10 protein-coding genes and 4 tRNA genes are annotated in these 11370 nt (G+C 57.1%); 11 read left to right on the top strand and 3 right to left on the bottom strand.

Features of this window, described 5'->3' with window-relative positions; translation table 11 throughout:
- Nucleotides 1–195 precede the first annotated feature (195 nt).
- Nucleotides 196–606, top strand: coding sequence for a PA0061/PA0062 family lipoprotein (locus LUU92_RS18140; RefSeq protein WP_058426814.1), 411 nt, complete (start codon nt 196–198; stop codon nt 604–606).
- On the opposite strand, the gene LUU92_RS18135 is transcribed toward LUU92_RS18140, so the two are convergent.
- Complete coding sequence (locus tag LUU92_RS18135; RefSeq protein ID WP_165447913.1) at nt 603–764, bottom strand: hypothetical protein; 162 nt, start codon at nt 762–764, stop codon at nt 603–605. The genes LUU92_RS18140 and LUU92_RS18135 overlap by 4 nt on opposite strands.
- A gap of 190 nt (nt 765–954) precedes the next feature.
- On the opposite strand from LUU92_RS18135, the gene LUU92_RS18130 reads away from it, so the two are divergent.
- Nucleotides 955–1617 carry a C39 family peptidase gene (locus tag LUU92_RS18130; RefSeq protein ID WP_071492049.1) on the top strand — a complete coding sequence of 221 codons (663 nt, stop codon included), beginning with the start codon at nt 955–957 and terminating at the stop codon, nt 1615–1617.
- A gap of 36 nt (nt 1618–1653) precedes the next feature.
- On the opposite strand, the gene pbpG is transcribed toward LUU92_RS18130, so the two are convergent.
- Together pbpG and folD are read right to left on the bottom strand one after the other, a co-directional pair.
- Nucleotides 1654–2577 carry a D-alanyl-D-alanine endopeptidase gene (gene pbpG, locus LUU92_RS18125; protein WP_071492048.1) on the bottom strand — a complete coding sequence of 308 codons (924 nt, stop codon included), beginning with the start codon at nt 2575–2577 and terminating at the stop codon, nt 1654–1656.
- A 208-nt stretch (nt 2578–2785) separates the two neighbouring features.
- The gene (folD, locus tag LUU92_RS18120; protein ID WP_071492047.1) at nt 2786–3640 is read right to left on the bottom strand and encodes a bifunctional methylenetetrahydrofolate dehydrogenase/methenyltetrahydrofolate cyclohydrolase FolD; all 855 of its coding nucleotides are present in this window, start codon (nt 3638–3640) and stop codon (nt 2786–2788) included.
- 279 nt (nt 3641–3919) lie between these two features.
- Between folD and LUU92_RS18115 the strand changes: the two genes are divergently transcribed.
- From LUU92_RS18115 to LUU92_RS18075, 9 genes are all read left to right on the top strand, one after another.
- A tRNA-Arg gene (locus LUU92_RS18115) sits at nt 3920–3996 on the top strand.
- A 32-nt stretch (nt 3997–4028) separates the two neighbouring features.
- A tRNA-His gene (locus LUU92_RS18110) sits at nt 4029–4104 on the top strand.
- A gap of 56 nt (nt 4105–4160) precedes the next feature.
- Nucleotides 4161–4245, top strand: a tRNA-Leu gene (locus LUU92_RS18105).
- A 77-nt stretch (nt 4246–4322) separates the two neighbouring features.
- Nucleotides 4323–4398: transfer RNA gene (locus LUU92_RS18100), tRNA-His, on the top strand.
- 400 nt (nt 4399–4798) lie between these two features.
- Nucleotides 4799–6109, top strand: a complete 1311-nt coding sequence (gene tig, locus LUU92_RS18095; protein WP_071492031.1) for a trigger factor — start codon at nt 4799–4801, stop codon at nt 6107–6109.
- 91 nt (nt 6110–6200) lie between these two features.
- On the top strand, nt 6201–6836 hold the full coding sequence (clpP, locus tag LUU92_RS18090; protein ID WP_222541493.1) for an ATP-dependent Clp endopeptidase proteolytic subunit ClpP: 636 nt from the start codon (nt 6201–6203) through the stop codon (nt 6834–6836).
- 112 nt (nt 6837–6948) lie between these two features.
- Entirely contained in the window at nt 6949–8232 is a 1284-nt protein-coding gene (gene clpX, locus LUU92_RS18085) for an ATP-dependent Clp protease ATP-binding subunit ClpX (protein WP_003238279.1), read from the top strand.
- Nucleotides 8233–8404: 172 nt separating this feature from the next.
- Nucleotides 8405–10801 (top strand): endopeptidase La, encoded by a 2397-nt coding sequence (gene lon / locus LUU92_RS18080; protein WP_071492029.1) that lies wholly within the window; start codon nt 8405–8407, stop codon nt 10799–10801.
- 133 nt (nt 10802–10934) lie between these two features.
- A complete protein-coding gene (locus tag LUU92_RS18075; protein ID WP_221034285.1) occupies nt 10935–11222 on the top strand; it encodes an HU family DNA-binding protein in 288 nt (95 codons plus the stop codon).
- Nucleotides 11223–11370 lie beyond the last annotated feature (148 nt).

Genomic DNA, 11370 nt, shown 5'->3' with positions numbered 1-11370 from the left:
TGAAACCTCCGGAAGGAGCAGGATTGCAAACCCCGGCAGTCTCACGCGACCCACCTAACACGCACCTTTCAGCCAGGTGAAGGAACATTTAGGTTAGGGCTGAAGATCGTTTCATATGTATTCATTTGTTCTACAAAGGGCAGCTCCTCAAGCTTGCAACCCATCGGACACATTGTCTTTCTTTGGAGCCCTGCCATGTCACTCAAACCTTTATTGTTGATTCCTGCCCTTGGTGCTGTGCTGTTGTTGTCGGCATGTGCCGGCCCGATCCCCAAGGCTGACCCGAGCGAAGCGTGGATCGGTCTGAAAGAAGAAGCGCCGAATGACCTGATGGCCGAGCGGGTAGATGGCAAGCGCGTGGATGACGGGCGCTTTTTTGAAGTGCCACCAGGCGATCATCGCCTGGATGTGACGCTGTTCGAGGAAGAACCCGGCGACGATAATCAGCAAGACTGCCAGGGGCGTGTCGAGTACAAGCATTTCAAGGCGGGTGAGCACTACACCCTGGTCGAATCCAGCCTGGGTACTACCGTGCGTGCGTCCTTGATGGACGGGCACGGCAAGGAAGTTGCGGCCACTCAGGACTTCAATTGCATGCCAGGCTAGGCGTGATGCACCGCGGCCTTGTGAGGCTTGGCGGGTGCCGTCGGTTTGACGTGGGGGTGATGGTGCCGGCGGGTAATGCGCAACACCCCCCACAGCATGGCGCCGGCTACCGCCAGCCAACCGCAGATCAACAGGAAAATCGTCGTTGCAAGGCTCATTCGGGCCTCCTTTCGCCCCGCAGGGGGCACACACAGTCTTCTCAATGGACAGTCTAGCTACCTGGCGGTTGCCTGCTATTGACCAATGGTCGAGTGCGACCAACTTCTTTGCTATATCCACGCCCCCTGCACAATCGCGATTGGGCTATGATCAGGGCCCTTACCGGCACTCGATCAAGAGAGTAGAAAATTGCGGTTACGGTCGAACCTGAAAACATCCTTGTTAATTGCTTGTGCCCTGGGCCTCGCGGCCTGTTCCTCCGCACCGTCGAGGCTGGCGGGCCTGCCGGAGCGAGTCGAACTCAATGGCGTGCCGACCTTTCGCAGCGAGGCTTATCAGAGCGGTCCTACATCGTTAGCCAGCATGCTGTCGCAACAAGGCATTGTCATGACACCGGGGTTGCTGGATAAGCCACTGCATCTGCCGGGCGGTGAAGCGGACCTTGAGCGCAACATGCAGGTACTGGCGCGTGAGTACGGGCTGATGGTGTACCCGCTGGATGCGAAGCTGACGGCGGTGCTGGCACAGGTCGCGGCGGGTTATCCGGTGATGGCGCGGATTGGTGGCGGGCTGTGGTCCGACGCGCACTACGTGGTAGTGGTGGGGTTCAATCAGCAGAAAAGCACGGTGCTGCTGCGCTCAGGCATGGATCGGCGCCTGTTGATGAGCTTCGGCGACTTCGAGTCAAAATGGAAAAGCGCCGGAAACTGGGCAATCCTCACCCAGCGCCCGAGCCAGTTGCCAGCCAATGTCGACGCGCAGCGCTGGCGGGATGCGGCTGACGCAACGGCCCAGGCCGGGCAGGAGCGGGCGGCGGCGCAGGCGCTGAAGGTGTTGGCGGAACGCAAATAAAAAACGGCGCTATCAAGCGCCGTTTTTTATGGTCGGTTATCGACGCGCTTCTGCAGCATTCGGCCGATTTTTCAGGTTCTTGTCGGCCTTGTAGCGCAACGCCACATCCGGCACCGACCCGCTCTTGCCGGTTTCAACCCAATTGCGGATACGGCTGGCATCGGCAAAGTGGGTGAATTTGCCGAAAGCGTCCAGGATCACCAATGACACCGGGCGGTTGCCCATGCTGGTCACCAGCACCAGGCAGTGGCCGGCCTGGTTGGTGAAGCCGGTCTTGGTCAGCTTGATGTCCCAATTGGCGCGGTTGATCAGGTGGTCGGTGTTGGAGAAGCCCAGGGTGTAGTTGGGCTTGCGGAACGACACGGTCTTTTCCTTGGTGGTGCTCAATTGGCTCAGCAAGGGGTAGTGACGCGCGGCGGCGAGCAGTTTGCTCAGGTCACGGGCGGTGGACACGTTGTGGATCGACAGGCCGGTGGGTTCCACATAGTGAGTGCTGGTCATGCCCAGCGCCTTGGCCTTGGCGTTCATCGCGGCAATAAACGCCGGGTAACCGCCTGGATAGTGGTGCGCCAGGCTCGCGGCGGCGCGGTTCTCCGAGGACATCAAGGCGATCAGCAGCATTTCTTTGCGTGGCATCTCGCTGCCGATTTTCACCCGGGAAAACACGCCTTTCATTTCCGGCGTGTCCTTGATGTTGATATCGATGTATTCATCCATGTTCTGCTTGGCTTCCAGCACCACCAGGCCGGTCATCAACTTGCTCACCGAGGCGATCGGCACCACCACGTCAGGGTTGCTGGAATAGATGACCTTGTTGGTCTGCAGGTCCACCAGCATGGCGCTGCCGGAGGCGATTTGCAGTTTGGAGGTATCACGCGGGGCCTGGGTGGTTTCGGCGGCATGAGCGAAAGTGCCTGTAAACGCAAAAAATAGGCTGACGATAGAGAGACGAATTTTCACGCGGATGAACTCGCTAAAAAAGTAAGGAAATACCGTTCGGGAACGGTTTTTGGATAAATGCCGTTACATTTTAGGAGTATGGATCAGAAAGTGTCGAATGTTCTTCTGGAACCAGACGAAAGTGCTTAAAAACTAAGAAAAAACAGGATTTATTACGGGCAATAAAAAGCCCTGCGATAAGGCAGGGCTTTTTCAGTACACCCGGTTATTAAGCGTGCAGGGTCTCTGCGGCGTACAGGGTGTTTTCCAGCAGGCAGGCGCGCGTCATCGGGCCGACACCGCCGGGTACCGGGGTGATCCAGCCGGCGCGGGGCAGGGCGGTTTCGTACACCACGTCGCCGACCAGCTTGCCGTCTTCCTGGCGGTTGATGCCCACGTCGATGACGATGGCGCCTTCCTTGATCCACTCACCCTTGACCAGGCCCGGCTTGCCGGCGGCAACCACCACCAGGTCGGCGCGGCCGACGTGGCCGGCGAGGTCCTTGGTGAAGCGGTGGGTAACGGTCACGGTGCAGCCGGCCAGCAGCAGTTCCATGGCCATCGGACGACCGACGATGTTGGACGCGCCAACAACCACGGCGTCGAGGCCGTACAGGTCGACACCGGTGCTTTCCAGCAGGGTCATGATGCCCTTCGGCGTGCACGGGCGCAGCAGCGGGATACGCTGGGCCAGGCGGCCGACGTTATAAGGGTGGAAACCGTCGACGTCTTTGTCCGGACGAATGCGCTCCAGCAATTTGGAGGCGTCCAGGTGCTCGGGCAATGGCAGTTGAAGCAGGATGCCATCGATCTTCGGGTCGTCGTTGAGGCCGTCGATCAGGTCGGTAAGGGCCTGCTGGGTGGTCTCGGAAGGCAAGTCGTAGGCCTTGGAAATAAAGCCGACCTCTTCACAGTCTTTACGCTTGTGCGAGACATAAACCTGAGAGGCAGGATCGCTGCCGACCAGGATCACCGCGAGGCCAGGCGTGCGCAGGCCTTGCTGGCTGCGCTCGGTGACTCGTTTTGCGATCTGCTGGCGCAGGCTGGCGGCGATTGATTTGCCGTCGATAAGTTGTGCAGTCATTACGCGTGATTAACCATCGAGAGGGGGAAGAAAAGTGCGCGCATTCTCGCATGCCAAGGCGTGAGGGCAAAGGCGCTTGGTCTGCAAATTGCCCTAACCCCTTAAATAAAATGAATTTTTTTCAAAAAAGATTTGACGGGTTTCGAGGGCGTCTATACTATTCGTCGCACTTGTCGGGCACAGCCTAGCACTGGTTAAGAAGGTCGAGCAGAATAGCGTGTTGTTCTGCAAGGCTGGAAGCACTTAGTTTGTAATCCTCCAAGAGTACAGATTAATAAGGCGCCCGTAGCTCAGCTGGATAGAGCATCCGCCTTCTAAGCGGATGGTCGCAGGTTCGAGTCCTGCCGGGTGCGCCATTAGGCAGCTTTGGCACAAGTAGCGTCAGATGGTGGGCGTAGCTCAGTTGGTAGAGCACGGGATTGTGACTCCCGTTGTCGAGGGTTCGATCCCCTTCGTCCACCCCATATTTTGAAAGGCGCCAGATTAATCGTCTGGCGCCTTTGCTTTAAGAGCTTCAAGCGCGGATGTGGTGGAATTGGTAGACACACTGGATTTAGGTTCCAGCGCCGCGAGGCGTAAGAGTTCGAGTCTCTTCATCCGCACCAAATAAAGCCTGGCCTTGTTGAGAAACGGGGTAGGGCTAGACAAAGAAGTGGTTTGGTTTCTTTGTTAACGCAATATGGTGGGCGTAGCTCAGTTGGTAGAGCACGGGATTGTGACTCCCGTTGTCGAGGGTTCGATCCCCTTCGTCCACCCCATATTCGAAAGGCGCCAGATTTAACAGTCTGGCGCCTTTTTTGGTTTCAGCGGTTCGACTATTCGGCGGCAGCACGTAGTGGGCCGCAACGGCAGGGCGTTTCGTCGTATTTATGTATCTCGATGATGCTGCGCTGCCTGTCAGCCCTGTTTGAAGGGTTGGCCGTCAGGGAGATGGATGACGACTTCTTCTATATATAGAAGGGGCGGCGCAGAGCCCTGGCGTGATGGGCTGTATTTGTCACCGGGGCGAGGTGCATCAGTGCCTTCGTACCGATAAATTGCCGGCTGTTTTCGGGCGTATTTGCAGTAGGGTGACTTCTTGAGTTTGACCCACTAGAATGCATGCCCTTGATTGGGGTCGGAAATGGCCGGCTAACGTCTGTGCAACGAGGAATATCCATGCAAGTTTCTGTTGAAAATACTACTGCTATCGAGCGTCGCCTGAGCATCACCGTGCCGGCTGAGCGTCTCGAGACTGCGGTCAACAAGCGTCTGCAGCAGACTGCCCAGAAGGCCAAGATCGCTGGTTTCCGTCCAGGCAAAGTGCCAATGAGCGAAATCAAGCGCCGTTTTGGTGCCGATGCGCGCCAGGAAGCTGTGGGCGACGTGATCCAGGCTTCTTTCTACGAAGCGGTCGTTGAACACAAGCTGAACCCGGCGGGTTCGCCGTCGATCGAGCCTAAGTCCCTGGAAGCAGGCAAAGACCTGGAATACGTTGCCGTATTCGAAGTGTTCCCTGAGTTTGAAGTGGCCGGTTTCGACGGTATCGCCATCGAGCGCCTGAGCGCCGAAGTGGCTGACTCGGACCTGGACAACATGCTGGAAATCCTGCGCAAGCAGAACACCCGTTTCGAAGTGGCCGAGCGTGCTGCCCAGAACGAAGACCAGCTGAACATCGATTTCGTTGGCAAGGTTGACGGCGAAGTGTTCGCTGGCGGCTCCGCCAAGGGCACTCAGCTGGTGCTGGGTTCCAACCGCATGATCCCGGGTTTCGAAGACGGCCTGGTTGGCGCCAAAGCCGGCGAAGAACGCGTTCTGAACCTGACCTTCCCTGCTGACTACCAGAACCTGGACCTGGCTGGCAAAGCCGCCGAGTTCACCGTGACCGTCAACAGCGTTTCCGAGCCTAAGCTGCCAGAGCTGAACGAAGAATTCTTCGCGCAATTCGGTATCAAGGAAACCGGTATCGAAGGTTTCCGCGCCGAAGTTCGCAAGAACATGGAGCGCGAGCTGCGCCAGGCCATCAAGTCCAAGGTCAAGAACCAGGTCATGGACGGTCTGCTGGCTGCCAACCCGATCGAAGTGCCCAAGGCCCTGCTGTCCAACGAAGTGGATCGCCTGCGCGTTCAAGCTGTTCAGCAGTTTGGTGGCAACATCAAGCCTGACCAGCTGCCGGCCGAGCTGTTCGAAGAGCAAGCCAAGCGTCGCGTCGTGCTGGGCCTGATCGTGGCTGAAGTGGTCAAGCAGTTCGACCTCAAGCCGGACGAAGACCGCGTTCGCGAAATGATCCAGGAAATGGCTTCGGCCTACCAGGAGCCTGAGCAGGTCGTGGCTTGGTACTACAAGAACGATCAGCAACTGAACGAAGTGCGTTCGGTTGTGCTGGAAGAACAAGTTGTGGATACTGTTCTGCAGAAGGCTAAGGTGACCGATAAAGCGGTCTCTTACGAAGAAGCAGTCAAACCGGCGGAAGCAGCACAAGCCGACTGATTGTCCAACTCGTTGGAAATTCAACCATAAGCCAGCCTCGCGCTGGCTTATGCGTTTTCAAGACATGACTATTTGGGAGTAACTGCAGAGCATGTTCCGTAATTCCTATATTCAGCAGAACTCTGATATCCAGGCCGCTGGCGGCCTGGTCCCGATGGTTGTCGAGCAGTCCGCTCGTGGCGAACGCGCCTACGACATCTACTCGCGCCTGCTCAAGGAGCGAGTGATCTTTCTGGTGGGCCCCGTAGAGGACTACATGGCCAACCTGATCTGTGCGCAGCTGCTGTTCCTTGAAGCGGAAAACCCGGACAAGGACATCCATCTCTACATCAACTCCCCAGGCGGTTCGGTAACGGCGGGCATGTCGATCTACGACACCATGCAGTTCATCAAGCCGAACGTGTCGACCACCTGCATCGGCCAGGCCTGCAGCATGGGCGCGTTCCTGCTGACTGCCGGTGCCGAGGGCAAGCGCTTCTGCCTGCCCAACTCGCGCGTGATGATTCACCAGCCACTGGGCGGTTTCCAAGGCCAGGCGTCGGACATCGAAATCCACGCCAAGGAAATTCTGTTTATCCGCGAGCGCCTCAACACGCTGATGGCCAAGCACAGCGGGCGCACCCTGGAAGAAATCGAGCGTGATACCAACCGCGACAACTTCATGAGTGCCGAAGCGGCGCAGGCATATGGCCTGATCGACGCAGTGATCGAAAAGCGCCCCGCTTAATATAAGCCGCTCAAAATAGGGCTGGTCGGCATGTCCGACCACTGGCGGGCTTGAAAAAGCCCGCATAAGCCTTCATCTTGTGTTGCAAGCCTATCGGATTTGGATCGAACGAATGACTGACACCCGCAACGGCGAGGACAACGGCAAGCTGCTCTATTGCTCCTTCTGTGGCAAAAGCCAGCATGAAGTACGCAAATTGATTGCCGGCCCCTCGGTGTTTATCTGCGACGAATGCGTCGACCTGTGCAATGACATCATCCGTGAGGAGGTGCAGGAAGCCCAGGCCGAGAGCAGCGCGCATAAATTGCCTTCGCCTAAAGAAATCAGCGGCATCCTTGACCAGTATGTGATTGGTCAAGAGCGTGCAAAGAAGGTTCTGGCCGTAGCGGTATACAACCACTACAAGCGCTTGAACCAGCGTGACAAGAAAGGCGACGAAGTTGAACTCGGCAAGAGCAATATCTTGCTGATCGGTCCTACAGGCTCGGGTAAAACCCTGCTTGCAGAAACCCTCGCTCGCCTGCTGAACGTTCCGTTCACCATCGCCGACGCCACCACCCTTACCGAGGCTGGCTACGTGGGTGAAGATGTCGAGAACATCATTCAGAAACTGCTGCAGAAGTGCGACTACGACGTAGAGAAGGCCCAGATGGGTATTGTCTACATCGACGAAATCGACAAGATCTCGCGCAAGTCGGACAACCCGTCGATCACCCGGGACGTTTCCGGTGAAGGCGTGCAGCAGGCACTGTTGAAACTGATCGAAGGCACGGTCGCTTCCGTACCGCCACAAGGCGGCCGCAAGCACCCGCAGCAGGAATTCCTTCAGGTTGATACACGCAACATCCTGTTCATCTGTGGCGGTGCGTTCTCCGGCCTGGAAAAAGTGATCCAGCAGCGTTCCACCCGTGGTGGCATTGGCTTCAGTGCAGAAGTGCGCAGCAAGGAAGAAGGCAAGAAGGTGGGCGAGTCCCTGCGTGAAGTCGAACCTGACGATCTGGTCAAGTTCGGTCTGATCCCTGAATTCGTTGGTCGTCTGCCGGTCCTGGCCACGTTGGACGAGTTGGATGAGGCGGCTTTGATTCAGATCCTCACCGAGCCGAAGAACGCCCTGACCAAGCAATACGCCAAGTTGTTCGAGATGGAAGGTGTAGACCTCGAGTTCCGTACCGACGCACTCAAATCAGTGGCCAAGCGGGCACTGGAGCGCAAGACCGGTGCACGTGGCCTGCGTTCGATTCTCGAAGGCGTGTTGCTCGACACCATGTACGAAATCCCCTCGCAGTCCGAGGTGAGTAAAGTGGTGATCGATGAAAGCGTTATAGAAGGCAAGTCCAAGCCACTGTATATCTACGAAAACAGTGAGCCGACTGCCAAGGCTGCGCCAGACGCGTAAGCGTTTCGCAGTGTTTGTATAAGCAAGGGGCCTCCAGGGGCCCCTTTGTTTTTACGGCGTTTTTACGCAGGAGCGTTTACTGCGTTAACTGCTGGCAATAAGCTTGTTTTTTTTGCATGCAGACCCCATCTTGGTTTCAAGCTTACTTTTCAATTGTCATAGAGGCGAAATCATGAAGACAACCATCGAATTGCCTCTCCTGCCGTTGCGTGATGTCGTCGTCTATCCGCACATGGTTATCCCGCTGTTCGTGGGGCGCGAGAAGTCTATCGAAGCCCTCGAGGCCGCGATGACGGGCGACAAGCAGATCCTGCTGTTGGCCCAGAGAAATCCTGCCGATGATGATCCAGGCGAAGATGCCCTGTATCGCGTCGGTACCATTGCCACCGTGCTGCAACTGCTCAAGCTGCCCGATGGCACCGTCAAGGTGCTGGTGGAAGGCGAGCAGCGTGGTGCGGTGGAACGCTTCATGGAAGTGGACGGCCACCTGCGCGCCGAAGTGGCGCTGATCGACGAAGTCGAGGCCCCTGAGCGCGAGTCCGAAGTGTTTGTACGCAGCCTCCTCTCGCAGTTCGAGCAGTATGTGCAGTTGGGCAAGAAGGTCCCGGCTGAAGTCCTGTCCTCCCTCAACAGCATCGATGAGCCGAGCCGCCTGGTCGACACCATGGCCGCGCACATGGCGCTGAAGATCGAGCAGAAGCAGGACATCCTCGAAATCATCGACTTGCCGGCACGTGTAGAACATGTATTGGCACTGCTGGATGCCGAAATCGACCTGTTGCAGGTTGAGAAGCGCATTCGTGGTCGCGTGAAGAAGCAAATGGAGCGCAGTCAGCGCGAGTACTACTTGAATGAGCAGATGAAGGCCATTCAGAAGGAACTCGGCGACAGCGAGGAAGGCCACAACGAAATCGAAGAGCTGAAAAAGCGCATCGATGCCGCCGGCCTGCCGAAAGACGCCCTGACCAAAGCCACCGCCGAGCTGAACAAGCTCAAGCAGATGTCGCCGATGTCGGCCGAAGCCACCGTGGTGCGGTCCTACATCGACTGGCTGGTGCAGGTGCCGTGGAAGGCTCAGACCAAGGTACGCCTGGACCTCGCTCGTGCCGAAGACATTCTCGACGCCGATCACTATGGCCTGGAAGAAGTCAAGGAACGCATCCTCGAATACCTCGCTGTGCAAAAACGCGTGAAGAAAATCCGTGGCCCCGTGTTGTGCCTGGTTGGTCCGCCGGGTGTGGGTAAAACCTCCCTGGCCGAGTCGATTGCCAACGCTACCAACCGTAAGTTCGTGCGCATGGCCCTTGGTGGTGTACGGGATGAAGCGGAAATCCGTGGTCATCGCCGCACGTACATCGGTTCGATGCCAGGAAGATTGATTCAAAAGATGACAAAGGTGGGTGTGCGCAACCCGCTGTTCCTGCTCGATGAAATCGACAAAATGGGTAGCGACATGCGTGGCGATCCGGCATCGGCGTTGCTGGAAGTGCTTGACCCCGAGCAGAACCACAATTTCAACGACCATTACCTGGAAGTCGACTACGACCTCTCCGATGTGATGTTCCTGTGCACCTCCAACTCCATGAACATCCCGCCAGCGTTGCTGGACCGGATGGAGGTGATTCGTCTGCCGGGTTACACCGAAGACGAAAAGATCAACATCGCCGTCAAATACCTCGCGCCCAAGCAAACGTCGGCCAATGGCCTGAAGAAAGGCGAGATCGAATTCGAGGTCGAGGCGATCCGCGACATCGTGCGCTACTACACCCGCGAGGCCGGTGTACGGGGCCTTGAGCGCCAGATTGCGAAGATCTGCCGCAAGGCGGTCAAAGAGCACGCGCTGGAAAAACGCTTCTCGGTGAAGGTCACGGCCGACTCCCTGGAGCACTTCCTGGGCGTGCGCAAATTCCGCTACGGCCTGGCCGAGCAACAGGATCAGGTCGGCCAGGTGACTGGACTGGCGTGGACCCAGGTGGGCGGCGAGTTGCTGACCATCGAAGCCGCAGTGATTCCAGGCAAAGGCCAGTTGATCAAGACCGGATCGCTCGGTGACGTGATGGTCGAGTCCATCACTGCCGCGCAGACCGTGGTGCGCAGCCGCGCCAGGAGCCTGGGGATCCCCCTGGACTTCCACGAGAAGCACGACACGCATATCCATATGCCGGAAGGGGCGACCCCCAAGGACGGTCCTAGCGCTGGCGTAGGCATGTGCACGGCGCTGGTTTCGGCATTGACCGGCATTCCGGTACGCGCCGATGTCGCCATGACCGGTGAAATCACCCTGCGTGGCCAGGTATTGGCTATCGGTGGTCTGAAAGAGAAATTGCTGGCTGCACACCGGGGCGGTATCAAGACCGTGATCATTCCTGAAGAGAATGTTCGCGACTTGAAGGAAATTCCTGACAATATCAAGCAGGATCTTCAGATTAAACCGGTTAAATGGATTGACGAGGTCCTGCAAATTGCGCTGCAATACGCGCCGGAGCCCTTGCCGGATGTGGCTCCGGAGATAGTTGCTAAGGACGAAAAACGCGAGTCTGATTCCAAGGAAAGAATTAGCACGCATTAATGTGTTAAAGCCCGGGGGCTTCCTTGACAGCTTTTTAGAGCCCTTGTTATAAAGCGGCTCTTAAGTGTCTGTAGGCCATTCAGCACTGGTTTTTGCTTTCACCAAAAAACTTAGAATCATACTCAATAGATATATAAGGGGACTTAGAGTGAACAAGTCGGAACTGATTGATGCTATCGCTGCATCCGCTGATATCCCGAAAGCTGCTGCTGGCCGTGCGCTGGATGCAGTAATCGAATCCGTCACTGGCGCTCTGAAGGCCGGCGACTCCGTGGTACTGGTAGGCTTCGGTACTTTCTCTGTGACTGATCGCCCAGCTCGCACTGGCCGTAACCCACAGACTGGCAAAGCACTGCAAATCGCTGCTGCCAAGAAACCAGGTTTCAAAGCCGGTAAAGCCCTGAAAGAAGCCGTTAACTAAGCTTCGACCAAGCCTTTACCTACCCGGGTCGGACGCAGGTTCGACCTGGCAGCGGAGCGGCCAGCAGACCCAGGTATTCATCGGGTCGCCAAGCCGGGGGGAACGAAAACCCCCGTCCGCTCCGCCAGTTGCGAGAAGGCGCATCCTT

The sequence above is a fragment of the Pseudomonas extremorientalis genome (assembly GCF_024584605.1).
GTDB classification, from domain to species: domain Bacteria; phylum Pseudomonadota; class Gammaproteobacteria; order Pseudomonadales; family Pseudomonadaceae; genus Aquipseudomonas; species Aquipseudomonas extremorientalis.
Note: the sequence above shows the minus strand (reverse complement) of the source record. Positions and strands in the feature narration are given on the sequence as shown.

What these genes read in the sequence shown, in the direction of transcription:
- LUU92_RS18140 (WP_058426814.1), top strand. Translation starts at nt 196, where the DNA reads ATGTCACTCAAACCTTTATTGTTGATTCCTGCCCTTGGTGCTGTGCTG.
- folD (WP_071492047.1), bottom strand. Translation starts at nt 3,640, where the DNA reads ATGACTGCACAACTTATCGACGGCAAATCAATCGCCGCCAGCCTGCGC.
- clpX (WP_003238279.1), top strand. Translation starts at nt 6,949, where the DNA reads ATGACTGACACCCGCAACGGCGAGGACAACGGCAAGCTGCTCTATTGC.
- lon (WP_071492029.1), top strand. Translation starts at nt 8,405, where the DNA reads ATGAAGACAACCATCGAATTGCCTCTCCTGCCGTTGCGTGATGTCGTC.
- clpP (WP_222541493.1), top strand. Translation starts at nt 6,201, where the DNA reads ATGTTCCGTAATTCCTATATTCAGCAGAACTCTGATATCCAGGCCGCT.
- LUU92_RS18135 (WP_165447913.1), bottom strand. Translation starts at nt 764, where the DNA reads ATGAGCCTTGCAACGACGATTTTCCTGTTGATCTGCGGTTGGCTGGCG.
- tig (WP_071492031.1), top strand. Translation starts at nt 4,799, where the DNA reads ATGCAAGTTTCTGTTGAAAATACTACTGCTATCGAGCGTCGCCTGAGC.